The 19,795-nt window shown below is 48.2% G+C and carries 19 protein-coding genes; 15 read left to right on the forward strand and 4 right to left on the reverse strand.

Annotation, left to right across the window (positions count from 1 at the left end):
* Positions 1 to 83 precede the first annotated feature (83 nt).
* The 10 genes from ACIFO6_RS01990 to ACIFO6_RS02035 all read left to right on the forward strand — a co-directional run bounded on the left by ACIFO6_RS01990 (position 84) and on the right by ACIFO6_RS02035 (position 9,724).
* Positions 84 to 344: an IreB family regulatory phosphoprotein gene (locus tag ACIFO6_RS01990; RefSeq protein WP_007431624.1), complete on the forward strand. Its 261-nt coding sequence runs from the start codon at positions 84 to 86 to the stop codon at positions 342 to 344.
* Between the two features lie 9 nt (positions 345 to 353).
* Complete coding sequence (ruvX, locus tag ACIFO6_RS01995; protein WP_430037516.1) at positions 354 to 770, forward strand: Holliday junction resolvase RuvX; 417 nt, start codon at positions 354 to 356, stop codon at positions 768 to 770.
* Positions 771 to 783: 13 nt separating this feature from the next.
* Entirely contained in the window at positions 784 to 1,086 is a 303-nt protein-coding gene (locus ACIFO6_RS02000; protein WP_430037519.1) for a DUF1292 domain-containing protein, read from the forward strand.
* On the forward strand, positions 1,083 to 1,388 hold the full coding sequence (locus ACIFO6_RS02005) for a DUF1292 domain-containing protein (RefSeq protein WP_430037521.1): 306 nt from the start codon (positions 1,083 to 1,085) through the stop codon (positions 1,386 to 1,388). The genes ACIFO6_RS02000 and ACIFO6_RS02005 overlap by 4 nt, the downstream gene beginning before the upstream one ends.
* Positions 1,389 to 1,483: 95 nt before the next feature.
* Positions 1,484 to 2,512 (forward strand): endolytic transglycosylase MltG, encoded by a 1,029-nt coding sequence (gene mltG / locus ACIFO6_RS02010; protein ID WP_430037609.1) that lies wholly within the window; start codon positions 1,484 to 1,486, stop codon positions 2,510 to 2,512.
* Positions 2,513 to 2,523: 11 nt separating this feature from the next.
* Positions 2,524 to 3,453: a peptidase U32 family protein gene (locus ACIFO6_RS02015; RefSeq protein ID WP_430037524.1), complete on the forward strand. Its 930-nt coding sequence runs from the start codon at positions 2,524 to 2,526 to the stop codon at positions 3,451 to 3,453.
* 33 nt (positions 3,454 to 3,486) lie between these two features.
* Positions 3,487 to 4,818 (forward strand): peptidase U32 family protein, encoded by a 1,332-nt coding sequence (locus tag ACIFO6_RS02020; RefSeq protein WP_430037526.1) that lies wholly within the window; start codon positions 3,487 to 3,489, stop codon positions 4,816 to 4,818.
* Positions 4,819 to 5,041: 223 nt separating this feature from the next.
* A complete protein-coding gene (locus ACIFO6_RS02025; protein WP_430037528.1) occupies positions 5,042 to 7,291 on the forward strand; it encodes a methyl-accepting chemotaxis protein in 2,250 nt (749 codons plus the stop codon).
* 369 nt (positions 7,292 to 7,660) lie between these two features.
* A complete protein-coding gene (locus ACIFO6_RS02030; protein ID WP_137064002.1) occupies positions 7,661 to 7,762 on the forward strand; it encodes a sporulation protein YjcZ in 102 nt (33 codons plus the stop codon).
* A 153-nt stretch (positions 7,763 to 7,915) separates the two neighbouring features.
* Entirely contained in the window at positions 7,916 to 9,724 is a 1,809-nt protein-coding gene (locus tag ACIFO6_RS02035) for a peptidoglycan D,D-transpeptidase FtsI family protein (protein ID WP_430037531.1), read from the forward strand.
* Here the strand turns inward: ACIFO6_RS02035 and ACIFO6_RS02040 are convergent.
* A complete protein-coding gene (locus tag ACIFO6_RS02040; RefSeq protein ID WP_430037534.1) occupies positions 9,679 to 10,833 on the reverse strand; it encodes an AI-2E family transporter in 1,155 nt (384 codons plus the stop codon). The genes ACIFO6_RS02035 and ACIFO6_RS02040 overlap by 46 nt on opposite strands.
* Positions 10,834 to 11,035: 202 nt before the next feature.
* Here ACIFO6_RS02040 and ACIFO6_RS02045 point away from each other — a divergent pair, with 202 nt between their 5' ends.
* Positions 11,036 to 12,433, forward strand: coding sequence for a polysaccharide deacetylase family protein (locus ACIFO6_RS02045; RefSeq protein ID WP_430037536.1), 1,398 nt, complete (start codon positions 11,036 to 11,038; stop codon positions 12,431 to 12,433).
* Positions 12,434 to 12,521: 88 nt separating this feature from the next.
* On the opposite strand, the gene ilvD is transcribed toward ACIFO6_RS02045, so the two are convergent.
* The 3 genes from ilvD to ACIFO6_RS02060 all read right to left on the reverse strand — a co-directional run bounded on the left by ilvD (position 12,522) and on the right by ACIFO6_RS02060 (position 15,906).
* On the reverse strand, positions 12,522 to 14,210 hold the full coding sequence (ilvD, locus tag ACIFO6_RS02050) for a dihydroxy-acid dehydratase (protein ID WP_044648168.1): 1,689 nt from the start codon (positions 14,208 to 14,210) through the stop codon (positions 12,522 to 12,524).
* Positions 14,211 to 14,447: 237 nt separating this feature from the next.
* Entirely contained in the window at positions 14,448 to 14,696 is a 249-nt protein-coding gene (locus tag ACIFO6_RS02055) for a KGG domain-containing protein (RefSeq protein ID WP_014282920.1), read from the reverse strand.
* A gap of 175 nt (positions 14,697 to 14,871) precedes the next feature.
* The gene (locus tag ACIFO6_RS02060; RefSeq protein WP_430037539.1) at positions 14,872 to 15,906 is read right to left on the reverse strand and encodes an acyltransferase family protein; all 1,035 of its coding nucleotides are present in this window, start codon (positions 15,904 to 15,906) and stop codon (positions 14,872 to 14,874) included.
* A 317-nt stretch (positions 15,907 to 16,223) separates the two neighbouring features.
* Here ACIFO6_RS02060 and ACIFO6_RS02065 point away from each other — a divergent pair, with 317 nt between their 5' ends.
* From ACIFO6_RS02065 to mgrA, 4 genes are all read left to right on the forward strand, one after another.
* The gene (locus ACIFO6_RS02065; protein ID WP_430037542.1) at positions 16,224 to 17,030 is read left to right on the forward strand and encodes an alpha/beta fold hydrolase; all 807 of its coding nucleotides are present in this window, start codon (positions 16,224 to 16,226) and stop codon (positions 17,028 to 17,030) included.
* Between the two features lie 15 nt (positions 17,031 to 17,045).
* Positions 17,046 to 17,825, forward strand: a complete 780-nt coding sequence (locus ACIFO6_RS02070) for an HAD family hydrolase (RefSeq protein ID WP_430037545.1) — start codon at positions 17,046 to 17,048, stop codon at positions 17,823 to 17,825.
* Positions 17,813 to 18,556, forward strand: a complete 744-nt coding sequence (locus tag ACIFO6_RS02075; protein WP_430037547.1) for an NAD-dependent protein deacylase — start codon at positions 17,813 to 17,815, stop codon at positions 18,554 to 18,556. Before ACIFO6_RS02070 ends, ACIFO6_RS02075 begins: the two co-directional genes overlap by 13 nt.
* 83 nt (positions 18,557 to 18,639) lie before the next feature.
* Complete coding sequence (gene mgrA / locus ACIFO6_RS02080; RefSeq protein ID WP_430037549.1) at positions 18,640 to 19,659, forward strand: L-glyceraldehyde 3-phosphate reductase; 1,020 nt, start codon at positions 18,640 to 18,642, stop codon at positions 19,657 to 19,659.
* Positions 19,660 to 19,795: the final 136 nt, after the last annotated feature.

A 19,795-nucleotide genomic window follows, 5' to 3' on the forward strand; every position in this document is an offset into this window, starting at 1 on the left:
GAAGGGCTCTGCTTATGGTATGATGTATAAGAATAAGCTGGCATAAACATGTACACATGTTTTGTGGAAGCGAGGTGTCAACAGTGGATTCCATGGACAAAACGGTCAAATTTAATGTCAAGGCGGATGAGAAGGAAGCTTCTGCTCAGGAGATTTTGTTGACCGTATATGATGCTTTGGTGGAAAAAGAATACAATCCGATCAATCAGATTGTCGGGTATTTGTTGTCAGGTGATCCGGCTTATGTGCCACGGCATAATAATGCCAGAAGCCTGGTACGCAAAAAAGAACGCGATGAATTGATTGAAGAGTTGGTTCGTTTTTATCTGGCCAAGCACCGTTAGGAGACAGGCATGAAAGTAATGGGATTGGATTACGGGGACCGCCGAATCGGGGTCGCTGTAAGTGATGCCTTCGGCTGGACCGCCCAAGGATTGGAAGTCATAGAACGACGCGGTAACGACAGCGAGTTTGGTAAGATTGCAAATCTGGTCCGTGACAATGAGGTCGGCGAGGTTGTAGTAGGCTTGCCGAAAAACATGAACGGTACCGTGGGTCCACGCGGTGAAATTTGCATTGAGTTTGCGAACCGACTCAAGGAGTTACTGGGTTTACCCGTTCACCTTTGGGATGAACGGCTGACGACGCGTTCGGCAGAGCGTACGCTCCTGGAGGCCGACGTCAGCCGAAAAAAACGCAAGCAGGTGGTAGACAAACTGGCCGCAAGCCTGATCTTGCAAAACTATTTGGACGCACACAGTACAAGGTGAGGGGGATTTCGTAATGGCTGAAAATCAAGTGGGTATGGAAGAAGAGCCGGAAATTATTTACATTACCGATGACGAGGGCAACGAGGAAGAGTTCGAGGTCATTATGAAGTTTGAGGTAGACGGTTCCGAAGCGAAGTACATGATGGTTGCGCCAGTGGACCCTGAAGCCGACGAGTCCGATGTGTACGCCTTCCGTTACGAGGAAGAGGGCGATGATATTAAATTGTTTGTGATCCAAGACGATGCCGAATGGGAAATCGTTGAAGAGACCTTTAATACATTTGTGGAAGAAGAGGACGAGGAAGACGGGAAATGACGAACTATTCACGTGAAGACCTGAGCTGGACCTCTGATTTGAAGGAAGCGTTCGGCGGCGATGTAGAGCTACAGGATGAACAGGGCCGTGCAGTACGCATGGAACTGGAAGCAGAGTTCAAGGTAGGAGAGCAACGGTACGCCGTATTGCGCAAGCCCGGAACTGCTGAAGGCGAGCATGAGCTGTATCATGTGAGCCCATCCCCGGAAGGCGATATTTCCATCACCACGATTGAGGATGACGATGAGTGGGAAGATATTTCCGAGCTGTATGATGAATGCACGCTGCCGGAAGAGCTGTAAGGTCTGGATAACGAGGAGATCAAACCTGAAAGGGCGGACCAGTCCGCCCTTTTTGGCTGTGAAGGAGTTGGGTGGAAGTGAAGCGAAGGATGACGTTGGTTACGTTGCTTCTGATGATTGTGATCATAGCAGGCGGAGCAACTCTCTATATTTGGAATGCCATGCAGCCTGTTCAGGCGAAAACGCAGCCGGTTGTATTTACAGTAGTGAAGGGAACGGGCACGTCCGCTATAGCAGATACACTGGAGCAAAAGGGACTCATACGTAATGCGCTCGTGTTTAAGGCTTACCTTAAATTCAAACAGCAAGGCAGCGCGTTTATGGCTGGAAAATATGAGGCTCAGCCCGGTGCTACCTTCGATCAGTTGATTGCCAAGCTCTCAGCAGGGGACGTTGTGAAAGAGGAAATGATCCGTTTTACGATACCGGAAGGATTTACGATCAGACAGATGGCTGATAAGCTGCAAAAGGAAGGACTGGCGGACCAGAAGCAATTTTTGCAGCTGGCCAACGATCCGTCCGCTTTTGACGTCGCGCTGGTGCGGGACATTCCAAAGCAGGCGGGGCTTCGCTATGCGCTGGAAGGCTATCTTTTCCCGGAAACCTATGAGCTGAAAAAGGGCAGTACGACCAAAGATATTATACAGGCGATGCTGGAACAGATGCAAAAACGTCTGGAGACCGTTCCCGATATGGACGCCATGCTGAAACAGCGGGGGGAAACGCTACATCAACTGCTGACGGTTGCTTCTCTGGTGGAGCGTGAGGTCGTTGTGGATGAGGAACGGCCTGTCGTAGCTAGTGTCATTTATAACCGGCTCAAGCAGGATAAGAAGCTGGAAATTGATGCTACCGTTCAATATATGCTGGACAAGCAAAAGGAACGGCTGTACTACAAGGATTTGGCTGTAGAAAGCCCATATAATACGTATTTGCATCAGGGACTTCCACCGGGGCCGATTGCAAGCCCCAGCCTGAAATCAGTGGTGGCAGCTTTGCAGCCAGATGCTACGGATTATTTATTTTATGTGACCAAAAAAGACGGAACGCAAGGACATTTGTTTGCCAAGACATATAAAGAACATTTGCATAATATTCAGGTAAGCAACCGTAAGACAAATTAGGAGGTGAGCCTATGGCTTACAAACCCGAACTATTGGTAACTGCCAGCTCTCCGGAGGATGCCCGTCAAATGCTGGAGGCTGGAGCGAGTGCATTGCTTATTGGAGATGACCGCTTTGGGATGCGATTACCGGGACATTTTTCACCGGACCAAATCCGTGAGGTTGTGGAAGAAGCTCGAAAGCATACGGCCCAGGTATATGTATCCATGACCAACTTGATGACGAACGAGCTATTGCCATTCCTTCCCGAATACGTGCAGTCGCTTGCCGGATGCGGTGTAGATGCCATTGAGTTTAATGATCCGGCCGTATTGATGGCGGTAAAGGAATATGCTCCTCATGTGAAGTTGTTCTGGAACGGTGAAATGATTTCCACCAACTTCGCAACCGCCAACTATTGGGGAGAGAAGGGCGCTTCGCGCGTCATTTTGGCCCGTGAGCTGAGTATGGACGAAATTACGGAAATGGTGCCAAGGCTGAACATGGAGGCGCAGGTTCAGGTGCATGGCATGACTAATATTTATCATTCCAAGCGCAAGCTTGTACAAAGCTATATGCTGCATCAGGGACGCCCGGTGGAAGGTGATCTGGGCAGAGAGCGCGGCTTGTTTTTGATTGAAGCAGAGCGGCAGGAAGAGAAGTTTCCGATTTATGAGGATATCAACGGAACGCATATTATGAGTTCGGATGATTTTTGCATTATGGAGGACCTGCATATTTTGATGGAGGCAGGTGTGCATAGCTTTAAGATTGAGGGCATGTTGAAGCCTACGGCTTATAACGCGGCGGTCGTTCGTGCTTATCGCATAGCGTTGGATACCTTTACAGCCGATCCTGACGCTTATGTTTATGATGAAAGCTGGCTGGATGAGGTTCGCCGTCTTCAAGATCCTGAACGGGAACTGTCCTTCGGATTTTTCTATAAAGAACAGGTTTATTAATTCTAAAAATGAGTACACAGAGGGGGGAACGTCATGGGAACGATGACCACTACGAGAAAATATACGGGTAAGCGGAATCGTCTGGATAAGCCGGAGCTGCTGGCTCCTGCCGGAAATCTGGAAAAGCTGAAGTTTGCTATTCACTATGGTGCGGATGCCGTGTATATTGGTGGACAGAAATACGGTCTGCGCTCCAATGCCGATAATTTCAGCTTTGAGGAAATGCGGGAAGGCGTAGAGTTTGCGAAAAAATATGGCGCCAAAGTTATTGTTGCTACCAATATTTATGCGCACAATGAGGATATTGCAGGGATTGAAGAATACCTGCGTAATTTGCACAAGGCGGGTATTCATGCTGTCATCGTTGCTGATCCTGCGATTGTATCTGTGGCATTGCGTACGGTGCCGGAGCTGGAAGTGCATTTGAGCACCCAGCAATCGACGCTGAACTGGCAGGCGGTAAAGTTCTGGAAGAATGAAGGTTTACCGCGTGTGGTACTGGGCCGTGAGACCAGCTTGGAGGAAATTGAAGAAATTAAAAAGCATGTGGACATCGAAATCGAAGCCTTTGTTCATGGTGCGATGTGCTCTTCATTTTCCGGTCGCTGCGTGCTGTCTAATCACTTTACGGACCGGGATTCCAATCGTGGGGGCTGCTGTCAGTCCTGCCGCTGGAAATACGATTTGTTTGAGGATGCCCGTCAAGACGAGGTGTGGATATCAGAGGAAGAGGCGCAGGATAGCAATGTGCTGAAGCAATTCCAGCTTGGTGTTAATCAGCTTCCACTGTTTGAGGAAAATGATAATGCTTTTTCTATGGGCTCTAAGGATCTGTGCATGATTGAAAATGTCCCTGATCTGATTGATGTCGGTGTGGATAGCTTCAAGGTAGAGGGACGTATGAAGTCCATTCACTATGTGGCTACGGTTGTAAATGTCTACCGTCAAGCGATTGACTCGTATATGGCTGATCCTGAAAATTATGTGCTCAAGCCGGAATGGATTGATGAAATAAACAAGGCGGCTAATCGTCCGCTGAACACTGGCTTTTTCTACGATACACCGGATCACGAAGATCATATTTATGAGCCGGAAGAAAAGGCTGCACCTTATGATTTTGCCGGACTGGTTATGGACTATGATGCGGCGAATGGTATAGCTACCATTCAACAGCGTAACCATTTTAAACCGGGATATGAAATTGAATTTTTTGGTCCGAACGGAACGTTCTTTAAACAAACGGTTGGAACAATCTGGGATGAAGAAGGCAACGAACTGGATGCTGCCCGTCACCCGCTGCAACGGATCAAAATGAAGGTAGATCAGCCTGTATCTTATTTTGACATGATGCGTAAAAAGAAGTAATTAAGTCTTAAGTCTCGGATAAAAAGATTCAAAAGCCTCTCCTATCGGTTGGAGGGGCTTTTTTTTGAATACTTTTCTAGGAAAAAAGTTTCACAAAATTTAGTGGTTGTTGAAAGGAAAGCTACATTCCTTGTCGAATAGTTCCGATAGATATGATATAGATAATAGATACATAACGGATACGTGGATCAGGAAACTAATTATAGGGTGGTAGGTGAGAGAAATGGTTTTTTGGAAAAAAGAGGGGAATACAACGAAGAAGCAGCCAAAAAAAACGTCTCTAATTAAAGGATTGAAGGGCAGCAAGGCGACAACGGCTAAAGGAGACAAAACAGTGGGGGGGTCTTCGAAGGTCGCTCCCTGGTTGTCTAAGGCTACTCGTGTAGGCGCATACAATTTAAAGCGCTTACTCAAGCCGGAAAAATACAGTAAGGATTTTATGCATTTGGTTAAAAATTATAATCCGGTCCGTTCCGTTGGCATGAAGCTGTTTTTGATCTTTTTTGCAGCGATTATGCTGTTTGTGATCAGTCTGGGAATGATTTCATACTTTAAAGCAAAAAATACAATTGAGCAAAATGCCGCTACGGCTTATCAGCAAACGGTTCAACAAACCGCAGAGAAGCTGGATCTCATTTTGGAACGCTTTCAGGATACGTCGACACAGGTATTCTTCGATACTGAATTAAGTGATCAGCTACAAAAGGCGGCAAAGCAGGAGAAAAATTCGTTTGATTCCTTTGTTGCTATGGGGGAAGTAAACAAGAAGTTAACGAACATTGCATTTACAAATAAGGAAATTGATTCTCTTTATCTGTATCCGGAACAAACAAATCTGGCTGCTATGGGCACAGGAACACAAAAAGATGTGCGGCAGGAAGCATGGTTCAAGGATATTTTGAAAAATAAAGGGATTGTCTGGTTGCCTACACAGGTAAATGAAAACGGCAGTAAGACGTTTCGTCTGGCTCGTTCCATGAACAGCATGTCGGGCTTGGGCGGGACTTACGTCTTGGTCATGGATTTGAAGTCCAGTGCTGTGGATGATCAGTTGAAAAGTATTGATTTGGGCGCGGGCAGCATGATTAGCCTGATTACACAGGATGGCGTTTTTATAGGCTCCAACATTGATGCTCTGGCAGGAGGGAAACAAAAGCTGGATTACGTTTCACAGCTCCAGGGTGTTGAAGGAAATCAAATTTTGGAGCAGTCCGCAAACGGGAAAGTCCAAAATGTGCTGGCGGTGCATAATACACTGGGCACCTCGAAGTGGATTCTCCTGGGTGTCGTACCTGTATCCGTGCTTGTTAAAGATGCCGAAGGGATTTTAACGGCGACCTGGATTTTTGCTGCGGTGGCGGCACTGATCGCGTTGTTCATCGGTTTGTGGATAGTGCGCCTTGTAGCTCTCCCTTTAACGCATTTAAAGGATCTGATGCTGGAAGGAGCCAAAGGCAATCTGCAGGTTCGTACCAACTACAACGCGCAGGATGAAATCGGACAGTTGTCTGTAAGCTTTGATACGATGATGGAGCAGATTACTTTGCTGGTAGAGCAGACGAATGTTTCAGCTCAAGAAGTGCTGGATACAGCGACGGAACTCAGCAATGCCTCGAAGAAAACAGCTATCTCAGCTAAGGAAATTGCAGCGGCTACTGAGGAGATTGCTCACGGATCTGCCAGTTTGGCGACAGAGGCTGAACGTGGCAGCGGACTGACTGGAAACATATCACAGCAAATGGATACGGTCGTAGCTTCCAACCAAGAAATGAGCAAGGTTGCACACGAAGTCGAGCAATCCAGTGAACGAGGAACGGTCCAGTTGAAAAACCTTCTGGGTAAGACCAAGGTTACGGAGGAAACAACACATGCGCTTGTGGGCAAAGTAGACAAGTTGAAGGAGACGACTTCCGATGTCTTCAAGGTGTTGGGCGTGCTACAAGATATTGCGAAGCAAACGAATATTTTATCATTGAATGCTACGATTGAAGCGGCAAGGGCCGGAACGGCAGGACGTGGATTTATGGTGGTGGCCAATGAGGTTCGGCAACTGGCTGAACAATCACGTCAAGCCATTCGCACGGCGACGGGAATTATTAATAACATCGTCGGTGAGATGAATGAGACGGTTCAGGCGTTATCGGAGGTGTACCCACTGTTCCGACAGCAGATGGGAGCGGTACAGGAGACGACGGACATTTTCCAATCGGTACAGCAGCAAATGGGAGAATTTGCACTTCGCTTGGGTACGGTTACCTCATCCATTCAGGAGCTGAGTGAATCACAGGCGATCTTGTCGGAGGCGATGACCAATGTGAGTGCGGTAGCCGAGCAGTCCTCCGCCACTTCGCAGGAAGTCGCTTCTCTCAGCACCGAGCAGGCGAATATCGGGAATCAACTGGTAGGATTGTCTGATAAGCTGGAAGGGGTATCGGTCAATTTGAAGGAGCAGCTTTCACGGTTTACAGTGTAAGGGTGTAAGTATCCTTAAATTGTTGAGCTTGCTGGTGTTTGAGAATTATTGTGTTATATGAATTTATTGTTTACCCAGAAGCCCTTTCCTTAGCCAATGCTTTGCATAGCCTATACAGTACGCTAAAAACAAAGGAGGCGTTCTTATGGGAGAAATGGAAAGAGGCTTCGGAGGAGTGTGGACATCAATAGCCGCTATCCTGACACTGTTTATTTTGCTAGTGATCATCTTGAAAACATTTCTCTTATAACATTGTGGGCTCTACTGCATCGTACTGGTAGAGCCTTATTTGTTTGCCTGAATGCCCTGCCCTTGATTAATCTCCTACATATGCTGAAGTGTACTACACATCAAAGGAGGGATCGAGCCATGGGGGGATTTGAAGGTGGTTGCGGCGTGTGGACTTCTACGGGTGCAATTTTGGTACTCTTTATTCTGTTGGTTATCATCACTAAAGCCTGTTGGGTTTAATTTGTAAATAATCGTGAAGGCAATGTTCAATAACTAACCACTCGGCTTCTCAAGCTGGGTGGTTTTGCTTTTCAATAAAACGATATGCCATATAGCATACAGATTGGAAAAAACATTTACAGGACATACTACTGGAAAAAAGATGAAAGGAGGATGCATGTGCCGAGGCGTGGCAGCAGTTTTATTCGAAAATGTCGCATTGCATATATGGCTGTGGGCATTACGGCTTTGCTACTCATTTTGCTGTTGCGGCTGGCCTGGATACAGGGGACGGCGGGTATCCACATGTCCGCTTACGGAGGTCATTCGCTCAAGGAAATGTCTGTACGCCAGCGGCAGGAGGGCATTGCAATCGACTCGGGGCGGGGGCAATTTACGGATCGGTACGGACGTTCGTTAACTGGGGGCGTGGTATGGGCGCCAGTGCTTTTTCCTGATGTAGACGGTAAAACAGCCCTGCACGGAGAACAGCTTTCCAAGCTGCTGCGGACAGACAAGAAAAAGCTGCTGTCTCAATGGAAGGGGCTGCAATCCCCGCTGTTATGGCGAGATGGTCGTGGAGAACCCCTGCAAATCAAGCCGGATGAAGCGGACCAGCTGCTTAGCCTTGCACCTTCTCTGGTAGAGCTTGTACCGTATTCGAAACGCTACAACAAAGTACCCAATGGCAAGCAATGGCTCGGATTTCTGTACGAACGACCAGATCGACCGGGGCAATTACCAATCGGGGCAGCCGGGCTGGAAAGAACGCTGGAGCCACTCCTGAGTGGTGTGGGTGAAACCTTCGTTTCTCGATTTGTCGATGCGCAGCGCCGTCCGCTGACTCATGTGCCGTTACGTGTAAGTGCCCCATCCAATGGCCACTATCCTCTACAGGTCCAGACGACCATTGATCTCCCCTTACAGCAGCAGCTTGAAAAGCTGACGGAAACGAATCATCTGGCAGAAGGGGCGGTGGTTGTGCTGGATGCGGGGAACGCCGATGTGCTGGCGATGGTGTCTCGTCCTTTTTATAACCCTGGTCGCGTCGATCCACACCAGACCACAGGTTGGGCTAACCGTGCGCTCAAGGCAGTGACACCCGGTTCAATTTTTAAGCTGGTTACGGCGGCGGCTGCGCTTGAATCAGGGGCAGTCCAACCGAAGGAGCAATTCCATTGTCATGGGACCTATGGGAAGTATGGTTTGGCTTGCTGGAAAAAAGAAGGACACGGTAGCCTGAACCTGGAGGAGGGGCTCGCCGTATCCTGTAATATCGTGTTCGCTCATCTGGGTGAACGGCTGAGCCCTGCCCAAATTCAGGCGACAGCCTCTGCGCTCGGCTTGAGCCGGACCGTCGGCTGGCAGGAGCGGAATCTTGCGGGCATAGCCCAGTTCAGTCCGTTGGATCACGAAGAAAAGGGAGCCGTATTCGGCTCCCATACAGATGCGATTGATCCGGGTGTGCGTGTCCAGACAGCTATCGGTCAGCGAGACGTACGGGTCACGCCCCTCCAAGCCGCCAATCTTATCGTGACATTGCTGCATGATGGTCAGGTGCATGCTCCACGGCTGGTGAAGCACATCGGCTACGCAGACGGAGGCACATTGCTGGATCTGCCAGCTCACGCTTCTCCATCCCCCGAAGGAAGCCGTCCGATTCACGCTTCCACGGCCCGCACGCTTCGCGAAGCGATGGAGAAGGTTGTAGCCCACGGCACAGGTGCATCCTTGCGTGGCAAGTCTTGGAATCTGGCTGGAAAATCGGGCACAGCCCAAGCTCTAAAGGACGGGCAACCCGTGAATCACCAATGGTTTATCGGTTATGGACCGGTGGAGCATCCTCGTTATGCCGTTGCTGTCTTGGTACAAAATGCGCCCCAGCATTCTGCAAATCAGGCAACAGCACTGTTCAGTCAAGTAATGGATCTGTTGGCTCAATTTTCCTCGGTTCCACTAGGAGCTACACGATCTTCCTCCTGAATTTTGACAATAAAGGGAGGCTCCTCGAATTCTTCTGTCGGAAATCGGATCCATTGCTGCAAATAGCCTTGCTGCCATAATTCCTTCAGTAAAATGATCAGGATTGGAGACAGGATCAAACCTGCCAATCCGAAGATCGACAGTGAGATGATGGCAAAGGAAAGCATCAGATAAGCGGATGAAACACCGATGGAATTACCAGTGATTTTAGGCTCTGCCAGCTGGCGGACAATTACCGTAACAGCCATGACAATAAGCAGTCCTACAGCCAGGCTGGAGTTGCCTGTGATGAACAAATAGACGGCCCACGGAATAAAAATAACAGGTACACCCAGTAAGGGCAAAATATCGAACAAAGCCGCCACAAGAGCCAACGACAGAGCATTATCCACTTGCAAAATGAGTAAACCTATAAATACGAGAACAAAGGTAATGCTTACCAGCATAGCTTGTGCCTTTAAAAAGGCCGAAATGGCTTTGAGTACATGATTTTTCAGAAAAAGATAAGCGGTTTTAAGCGTTTTGGGTGTTTTACTACGGGCAATGCCTTTCCAAAGATTGATCTCCATACTTAAAAAGAAAGCTAAAATAATGGCAACTGCAAAGTTGCCCATAAAGACAGTGAAGGAGCTGAGAAGCTGTATAAAAAAGGATAGCCCCAGTTGCGCCCATTTGGTGGCAATAGCAGTCGCAGTTTCAAAATAATCGTTAACACGTTCAGTAATCCCCGGCGGCAAAGCGGCAATTTTATCTTGGGAAAGATGAAGATACCGTGTGAATTCCGTTTGGATAATCTGGGTATACTGTGGGAGATTTTGCGCCACTTTCGTAAATTGCGTAACCAGAATCAGACCTAATCCAAAAAAAATAGCGAGTAAAAGGATGATAAACAGCAAAACAGAGAGTGCGGAAGCGAAGGGCTTCTTCATACCTTTACGGTGGAAATAACGGGCCACAGGTTCAATGCACCAAAACACAACGAACGACAGGAATACAGGGGCCGCGAGCTGATACAGCTTACTGGATACGAACATAATTAAATACACAGTTAATACAATCAGGCCGATATCAAAAACGGTCCGCCAATATTTTTTGTACAATGGAAGCATATGTATACAACGACTCCTTTAAGTTTTTCACCTATTGTACACTAAATTCGATCTCGATGCTGCTTACACAGTGCTAAAATACAGAATCAAAACCAGCAGCAAAATCTCGGTACGCTTACGTCTTTGTGATAACATATAAGTAAGTGAGTTTTCCTCAGAAAGCCTGCTTGGTAGTCCAGAAATAGAAAAGTGGGGATAAAACGTGCAGACTTTACTGTTATGGATGTTTTACATTTCAACTTTTTATGCTTTTATTCCGGCACTGTTCAGTCGAATGTTTGGATTTCGGGTGTTTAGGCGTGGCAAAAGTGAGCAAGAGTATGCGCTCACCTTCGATGATGGTCCTGATCCAGTGTATACGCCGCAATTGCTTGATTTGCTGAAGCGTTTTGAGGCCAAGGCTACTTTTTTTGTCGTAGGCATACATGCGGAAAAACACCCGGAGCTTTTGAAACGCATGCATGACGAAGGTCACTTGATCGGTATTCATAATTATGTGCACAAATCGAATTGGCTTATGCGGCCCGTCACGGTCAGAAGACAAATTGCCCGGACAGAGGCTGTTATTCGCCGGGTAACCGGGGAAGGAACGACCTTTTATCGCCCACCATGGGGCATTGTAAATTTCTTTGATATTTCCAACTCGAATGGTCGCCGAATCGTATTATGGTCCTCCATGTTTGGGGATTGGAAGGCAAGCATCGGAGCAAAACAGTTGTCTGAGCGGATGCTCAAAAAGCTGAGGGGTGGCGAGGTGATGCTGCTCCATGACTGCGGTACAACGCTGGGGGCAGACGCAGGCGCTCCGCAAAACATGCTGATTGCGCTGGAGAAGCTGTTGGTGGTTGCCCAAGAACGGAAGCTGCGCAGCATACGTGTCGATACCTTATTTTGTCGTGAGTCCCCCAGCAGACCTACTACTACCGAAACATCCAATACGAGTTGGTTTAAAAGAACATTAGTATTCGGATGGTTGCTGTATGAGCAGCTATTTCACGTTCTGTTCCGTCTACGTCCAGTGCGTGAGGAGGACACGATCTTTTATTACAAGCGTAGTACCTATCACGGGCCAAATGTGAACATGGAAAACGGCAGGTGGCTGGAAAAAGGGGACGCCGTGGTTGAGCTGCATTTTGATAATAAAATGCTGTTTCAGTTAGGCACAACCGCCAAGTCTATGGTGCATTTGGCCATTCAACTGATTCGGATTGTAAAACGACAGCTTCCTGATCTCGCCTATCGAATTGCGGATGACCCCAAAATGAACGGCATTAAGGCCATCTATGCAGTGAGTATGATTAATCGGGGACCGGAGAAGCTGGGTTTTCAGATACGAGAGCTTCCCAAGGGACTGTTTAGGATAGCATCAACCTTATATTTAAAGCTGTTATTTAGTGTTATCCATCCTTCCGGCCCAGAGCGGTTGAATGAAAAAAGGGACGAGATGGTGCCGAAGATGATTGTGATGCCGATTGATACTCTGTTTGACCGCTTCTGGCTGGGGGATTCATACCCTACAGATCAAGGTCAAAGCAAAACAGATCCTATTCAGGAAACAGTTAGAGCCTCGCAAGCAGCAGATACAAGATCAAGTAGTTGAATTTACGCTAAAAAAGCCTCCCAACCCCTGTGATCAGGGTGTTCGGGAGGCTTTTGTTTATTCATTTTTAAACACATCATGATAGGGATTAGATTTTCATAATACCGCCGTTGCTTGCATTGGTCACCAGCTTGGAGTAACGTGCCAGGTAACCTGTTTTAACCTTCGGCTCGAAGCCTTTCCAGTTTGCGCGACGACGTTCAAATTCTTCATCACTAATTTGCAGTTCAATCGTACGATTGTTCAGATCCAGCTCGATAATATCGCCGTCCTCAACAAAAGCGATAGGGCCGCCTTCTGCTGCTTCGGGGGAAATGTGACCGATGGAGATACCACGGGATGCGCCTGAGAAGCGTCCGTCTGTAATCAGGCCGACCTTGGCACCAAGTCCCATACCGACGATTTGCGAAGTTGGAGCGAGCATTTCAGGCATACCCGGTCCACCCTTAGGACCTTCATAACGGATAACAACAACGTGGCCTTCTGCGATTTTACCATTGGCAATACCAGCCAGCGCATCTTCCTGTGAATCAAAGCAGATGGCAGGGCCTTTGTGATAACCACCAACAGACGGATCAACTGCACCGACTTTAATGATGGAGCCTTGCGGTGCCAGATTACCGAATAATACAGCCAAACCGCCGCGTTCGGAATAAGGGTTGTCCAGCTTATGGATAACGTTGGTATCCAGAATTTCCTGACCCTCTACGTTTTCACGGATCGTTTTTCCGGTTACGGTAATACAATCACCATGCAGTGCGCCCGGCTTCTTCAACAATTCATTCAGCACTGCGCTTACGCCGCCTGCATTATGAACATCCTCGATATGATAGTCGGAAGCAGGTGCCAATTTGGACAAATGAGGTACGCGGTTCGCCACTTCATTGATCCGTTCGATAGGGTAGTCTACTTCAGCTTCATGAGCCAGTGCCAATGTGTGCAATACCGTATTGGTGGAACCACCCATGGCCATATCCAGCGCAAATGCGTTATCAATAGCTTCTTTAGTCACGATATCACGTGGTTTCAGGTCCAGCTTGATCAATTCCATCAATTGACGTGCAGATTGTTTGACAAATTCTTTACGTTCTTCCGCTACTGCGAGAATGGTGCCGTTACCAGGCATAGCCAGACCCATTGCTTCAGCGAGACAGTTCATGGAGTTCGCTGTGAACATACCTGAGCAAGAGCCACAAGTGGGACAGCCGTATTGTTCTAATTCCAGCAGGCTTTGATCATCGATTTTACCAGCCTGATATGCACCTACGCCTTCGAAGACGGAGGTCAGGGAGATGGAGCGCCCGTTCTTGTCTTTACCAGCTTTCATGGGGCCACCGCTGACGAAAATAGTCGGGATGTTCACGCGCAATGCGCCCATCATCATGCCGGGTGTGATTTTATCACAGTTTGGAATGCAGACCATGCCGTCAAACCAGTGAGCGGAAACGACAGTTTCCAGGGAGTCGGCAATAATTTCGCGACTTGGCAGAGAATAACGCATACCAATGTGTCCCATGGCAATGCCGTCGTCTACACCAATGGTGTTAAACTCAAAAGGTACGCCGCCTGCCTCACGAATGGCTTGCTTGACAATTTTGCCGAATTCCTGCAAATGGACGTGGCCCGGTACGATGTCGATATACGAGTTACACACCGCAATAAATGGTTTGTCAAAATCTTCTTCTTTAACGCCCGCTGCGCGCAGCAAGCTGCGGTGAGGAGCGCGGTCAAAGCCTTTTTTAATCATATCGGAACGCATTTTCGTCTTAGCTGTCATGATGCTGGTTTCCCCCCAAAGTAAAAAAATAGTATGGCGTTCGAATGACGCCGAATTAGCGCAGATGTTTTCTAAAGAGTCTATCATACCTGTGCGCATATTTCTACATATATAGAAAGTAATCGTTTGGATTTTTGTGATGTTGGTAAAATATGAAAAAGCCCACTCCGCAATAAAGCGGGATGGGCTTGAGCTTGCTTTTATAGTTACGAAGGGTGTTTTATGTGGTACTGCACATTAATTTCTGCCGCCTTTGCGTCCAATGTCCCTGTAGAAATCTTTGTCATGGGACTCAGCCGTAGCATCGCCGCCACGTTTACCAATTTCCTGATAAAATTCTTTATCGTGGGAGTTAGCGGTAGCTTGCCCGCCTTTTTTACCAATCTCCTGATAAAATTCCTTGTTGTGCTTCTTGGATGTAGCTTCTCCACCCATACGACCTGCCTCTTCGCGACTCATTTTGCCTTGATCCTGATTACGTGCCATTACAAATCACTCCTTTATGAAAAGTTGTTTTTTGTTGCGCGCATCCATTACTTACCACATCACTCCTTGATGAAACAGGCCCCTTGCTAAGTAAAGAGGGTCAGGGTCCGCCTGATTTTTCTTCTGATAGCGGATTGTCGCGTGCAGATACTTGAATCAGAATGGACATAAAAAGTTATGCTGATCGTTTAAAAAGATACGGAGACGGTTTAAGCATCCAGTCAACCCGTGGCTCGATGAAAGGATGTGTTGCATTCCGCACCCAAGGCAGAGTCAGCAGACAGCACAGACCCGCAGCACACGCTACAATCAGCATCACTTCCACCGGAGTGTCTATATAATTGTAAATCCCCTTGGCAGCAGCGGTACGGACAATCAGACCATGGAGCAAAAAGACGTATAATGTCCGCCGCCCCATTTCAGTTATACGTCCAGTGACGGCTGGAACAAAGCTCAGAAACGCGGTAGCCGCTATGAACTGCACTCCGTAAATGCCAATGCGGTAAATCCCCGCATACCATTCGGTATGGCCCAGCTCACCATAAGTTAGGCTGCCATACAGCCAGCCCGCAGGAATGCCGTAATACGACGTTCCCGCCAGTACCATAAGCAGAAGGGACACTACGCCTGCGATCACACGAACTGGAGTCGTGAAGAAGCGGCGAACATCTGCATAATGCAAATGATACCCTGCTATAAAAAAGGGCAAATAAACAAAGGTTCTGCTTATGCTGAGCCAGACGCCATCCACCGGGAGATACCCCACAAGGATACCCAGCAGCACGGAGATACCTAGTTGGACAACTGGCGGCATTCCCTGGAAAGCAAGCATCAGCAGTCTCCAGCAGATATGGCTGGCGAGGAACCAGAGCAGCAGATAAGGTGCAAAAAAAGAATGATGAATATGGGAAACATGGAAGAGTGCAGCATCCAATATCGAATAGAGGGTCTGGAAAATAAGATATTGCATACCGATCTGAAGCAAGACTTTCCGGCCCGCGTACCCAGCTAACGATGTTTTGGCAAAGTACCCTGTAACGAGCACGAACAACGGCATATGAAACATGAATATCCAGCTAAACCATTGTTGGGCGATGTGAAGCGAGCCGACCAAGGGCTCCAGAGCATTGCCTGCAAATACGCATATGATCAACATAAAGCGTAAATTGAGAAAGAAGCTTTCTCCTTGTATGTCATGGCTTGTCGTCATGTAATTCCCTCCGAACGGCACTTAGCCGAGTAAACTCTGTATAAAATAATCCTTACAAGGAACAAGGTACGATACTCTGAGCTTTACCATTGTGATTTTATTCACAATGGTAAGCGCTATCATGTCCTTATAATGTGGCGGAAGCTTGAACAGGGGGAAAAGACCGGGCTAATGTCTGGAAATGTCTTCTTATTTGACCCTGTGTGCGCAACGATGGTACCCTAACTAGGCTATAGATAAGCTGATTTGCGCAGCAAAAAGATTTCATACACCAATCATGAATCATGAGGTACGAATTACGAAAGGAACCTTTAATAATGAGAAGAAGAACGAGAAGATCATACAGCTCATATGGAACACGCGGTCCCTGGAAAATATGGAAAATCCTTTTGGGAATCCTGATCGTCATTGTGCTTATCGCAGGCTGGGGAGCATGGAAGGTATTTACGCCCTATCAGCCTGACAGCACAGCTACTGCCGCATTAACAGAAGTAGCCGATGCTGTGAAGGTGAACGAACAACAGCATTGGGTTGGTTTTGAGCCTGTAAAAAGAAATGGTATCGGAGTTATTTTGTACCCGGGTGCGTTGGTGAAGCCCGAAAGCTACGCTCCTTTGGCCCGCCGTCTGGCGGAAAAGGGTCATCATGTGATCATTGCAAAAATGCCGCTGAACCTTGCATTGACTTCCCCGGATTTGGCGGGTGAGGTGTTGAAGGCATATCCGAAAGAAACTTTTGTGATTGGAGGCCATTCGTTAGGTGGTGTTATAGCTGCCCGCTATGCGGCTGCACATCCCGATCAGGTCAAGGGCGTATTTTTCCTTGCTTCCTACCCGGACAGTAAGGGGAATTTGAAGGATAAAAATCTGCCGGTCATTTCCCTGCTTGGAAGTGATGATGGAGTTATTAAAATGGATAGTGTTCAAAGTGGAAGGGCTTATCTACCAGCCAATACGCTGTATTTTACAGTTGAGGGCGGCAATCATGCCCAATTTGGCAGCTACGGAGCCCAAAAGGGAGATAACCCTGCTAAAATTAGCCCGGCCGAGCAATGGAATCAAACGGTTTCAGCTTTGCAGGACTGGATGAAAGAGAGTGTAGATTCAGCTCCAAAAAACCAGTAAAAGGAGGCGGGCTGCATGTCTGAGTTAGTCGTGCAGGGACAGCGGTTTCCATGCCGTGGCATTTTATTGGACAAGGATGGCACACTGCTGGATTTTATTCAGTTGTGGGGTCCCTGGGCCCGTTCTATACTGGATATGCTGGAACAGCATCTTGCCGTGGCAGGTACAGATTTTACGGTGGAAAAAGGCAGCATTCTGGGTACCATCCACGACCCTGAGGGGCGCGTGATCGGCTATGATCCTTCCGGCCCGCTGGCGATGGGGACAGTGGATGAAAGTACGGGCGTACTGGCTTGGCAGCTTTATACTGCCGGTGTACCATGGAATGAAGCAGTGAGGCTGGTTCGGGATTTTAACAAAACGGCGATGGCTGATGTGCGGCGACATCGGGCCGCGAAGGTGTTTCCGGGCTTACGGACGCTACTGGAGCAAAGCCGCCGTGCCGGATTGAAGCTGGCGGTCGTGACCTCTGACAGTACAGAGGCTGCGCAGGAGCATCTGGAGTGGATGGGGCTGACGTCCTATTTTGACGAGGTCATCGGACACGACAGAGTTACATACGGCAAGCCGGACCCGGAAATGGCTGAAAAAGCCTGCGATTTGCTAGGACTGTCGCCAGCGGATGTAGCTGTCATCGGAGACAGCAACGGGGATATGCAGATGGGCAAGCGTGCCGGGGTGCGGCTGGCCATCGGATTTGCGCCAGAGCCGGAACGTTCCGGTCATTTGCTGGATGCGGACATCATCGTCCGCGGATATGAAGAGCTGGAGGTGCGTGAAACATGGACAAAGTAAAAACGTTGGCTGAATGGATACAGCAATCACAAAATATTGTTTTTTTCGGCGGGGCGGGTACGTCGACGGAGAGCGGTATCCCGGATTTTCGTTCGGCGGCTGGTCTGTATCAGAGTGAGGAAAAATTGCCTTATCCTCCGGAGGTTATGCTTAGCCGTTCTTTTTTTGTAAAGCATCCTGAAGTGTTTTTTGGCTTCTATCGCAGCAAAATGCTGCATCCGGATGCGGAGCCGAATGGCTGCCATCGTTTCCTTGCAGCACTGGAACAGCAAGGGCGACTCAAAGCGGTCGTGACGCAAAACATTGACAGCCTGCATCAGGCCGCAGGCAGTGTGAATGTGCTTGAGCTTCACGGCTCGGTGCATCGCAACCATTGTATGGAATGCGGGCGCTTTTACAGTCTGAACGAAGTGATAGACAGCACCGAGGTGGTGCCCAAATGTCCAGTAGACGGGGGAATTATCAAACCGGATGTCGTTTTATACGAGGAAGAGCTGGATCAGGATACGCTTGTCCGATCCATTCAGGCTATCTCGCAGGCCGATCTGCTATTAATTGGAGGAACCTCACTGACGGTGCATCCTGCGGCGGGGCTGATTACTTATTTTCATGGTAAACATACGGTACTGCTTAATACAGACCCCACTTCATATGATCACAAGGCGGATCTCCTGATTACCAATCCCATCGGCAGGGTTATGGGAGAACTCGGCAGCCAATTGAGTTTGTAATCGTTTTCTTGTCAACGGCTGGATAAAAGCGCTATGATGTTGTTGAATGGACATAACAATGTTTCGAGAGAGGCTGGGATAGCATGGTTTATTTGGCTAGCGATGATCGTTATGAAAATATGAAATACAACCGCACAGGGAGATCAGGCCTTAAGCTTCCTGCCATTTCACTGGGCTTGTGGCACAATTTTGGCGGGATCAATAATGCGGAGAACGGCCGTAACATGGTTACTCGTTCCTTTGATCTGGGGATTACGCATTTTGATCTAGCTAATAACTATGGTCCTCCAGCGGGTTCAGCAGAGGAATTTTTCGGACAAGTGTTGGCTAGTGATTTGAAGCCATACCGGGATGAGATGGTCATTTCGACCAAGGCGGGCTACTATATGTGGCCAGGACCTTATGGTGATTGGGGCTCACGCAAGTATCTGATATCCAGTCTGGATCAGAGCTTGAAGCGGTTGGGACTGGATTACGTCGACATATTTTACTCCCACCGTTTTGATCCTGATACGCCGCTGGAAGAAACAATGCAGGCTCTGGATCATATCGTACGTTCCGGCAAAGCGTTATATGTGGGCGTGTCTAATTATAGTGCGGAGCAAACGGTAGAAGCCGCTCGTATTTTGAAGGAGCTGGGAACACCGCTGCTGATTCATCAGCCCAAATATTCTCTGCTCGACCGCTGGATTGAAAACGGGTTGCAGGATGTACTGGACGAAAACGGGATCGGCAGCATTGCCTTTTGCCCCTTGGCTCAGGGACTGTTGACCAACAAATATTTGAACGGAATTCCCGAGGATTCACGTGCGGCGAGTGCATCTGTCTTCTTGAATGAGAACAATGTGACACCTGAAACACTTCGTAAGGTGCGTGCTCTGAATCAGATGGCGGCTGCACGTGGACAAAGCTTGGCTCAATTCTCGTTGGCTTGGGCTCTGCGTGGTGAACGTCTGACCTCCGTCTTGATTGGCGCCAGCCGTGTGAGCCAAATTGAAGAAAACGTTGCTGCCTTGTCCAATCTGGACTTTTCACAGGAAGAGCTGGATCGGATTGATTCGATTCTGAATGCCGGGAACTTACAGGACGGTGGTACAGCCTAAAGCCCAAAAGCTATTCCATCATCATCGGTATAACGTGCAATTTCTCATACCCAGTATACACGCGACAGCCCGCATCGTTGAAGGATGCGGGTTGTTTGCCGTTTTCCAAACTATACCAGATTGGTCGCTGCTCATG

This window comes from Paenibacillus sp. NRS-1781 (assembly GCF_050467745.1).
Lineage (GTDB): Bacteria > Bacillota > Bacilli > Paenibacillales > Paenibacillaceae > Paenibacillus > Paenibacillus terrae_A.

What these genes read in the sequence shown, in the direction of transcription:
- ACIFO6_RS02020 (WP_430037526.1), top strand. Translation starts at nt 3,487, where the DNA reads ATGGGAACGATGACCACTACGAGAAAATATACGGGTAAGCGGAATCGT.
- ruvX (WP_430037516.1), top strand. Translation starts at nt 354, where the DNA reads ATGAAAGTAATGGGATTGGATTACGGGGACCGCCGAATCGGGGTCGCT.
- ACIFO6_RS02075 (WP_430037547.1), top strand. Translation starts at nt 17,813, where the DNA reads ATGGACAAAGTAAAAACGTTGGCTGAATGGATACAGCAATCACAAAAT.
- ACIFO6_RS02060 (WP_430037539.1), bottom strand. Translation starts at nt 15,906, where the DNA reads ATGACGACAAGCCATGACATACAAGGAGAAAGCTTCTTTCTCAATTTA.
- ACIFO6_RS02040 (WP_430037534.1), bottom strand. Translation starts at nt 10,833, where the DNA reads ATGCTTCCATTGTACAAAAAATATTGGCGGACCGTTTTTGATATCGGC.
- ACIFO6_RS02035 (WP_430037531.1), top strand. Translation starts at nt 7,916, where the DNA reads ATGCATGTGCCGAGGCGTGGCAGCAGTTTTATTCGAAAATGTCGCATT.
- mgrA (WP_430037549.1), top strand. Translation starts at nt 18,640, where the DNA reads ATGGTTTATTTGGCTAGCGATGATCGTTATGAAAATATGAAATACAAC.
- ACIFO6_RS02055 (WP_014282920.1), bottom strand. Translation starts at nt 14,696, where the DNA reads ATGGCACGTAATCAGGATCAAGGCAAAATGAGTCGCGAAGAGGCAGGT.
- ACIFO6_RS02000 (WP_430037519.1), top strand. Translation starts at nt 784, where the DNA reads ATGGCTGAAAATCAAGTGGGTATGGAAGAAGAGCCGGAAATTATTTAC.
- ACIFO6_RS02070 (WP_430037545.1), top strand. Translation starts at nt 17,046, where the DNA reads ATGTCTGAGTTAGTCGTGCAGGGACAGCGGTTTCCATGCCGTGGCATT.
- ACIFO6_RS02005 (WP_430037521.1), top strand. Translation starts at nt 1,083, where the DNA reads ATGACGAACTATTCACGTGAAGACCTGAGCTGGACCTCTGATTTGAAG.
- ACIFO6_RS02025 (WP_430037528.1), top strand. Translation starts at nt 5,042, where the DNA reads ATGGTTTTTTGGAAAAAAGAGGGGAATACAACGAAGAAGCAGCCAAAA.
- ACIFO6_RS02065 (WP_430037542.1), top strand. Translation starts at nt 16,224, where the DNA reads ATGAGAAGAAGAACGAGAAGATCATACAGCTCATATGGAACACGCGGT.
- ilvD (WP_044648168.1), bottom strand. Translation starts at nt 14,210, where the DNA reads ATGACAGCTAAGACGAAAATGCGTTCCGATATGATTAAAAAAGGCTTT.
- ACIFO6_RS02030 (WP_137064002.1), top strand. Translation starts at nt 7,661, where the DNA reads ATGGGGGGATTTGAAGGTGGTTGCGGCGTGTGGACTTCTACGGGTGCA.
- ACIFO6_RS02015 (WP_430037524.1), top strand. Translation starts at nt 2,524, where the DNA reads ATGGCTTACAAACCCGAACTATTGGTAACTGCCAGCTCTCCGGAGGAT.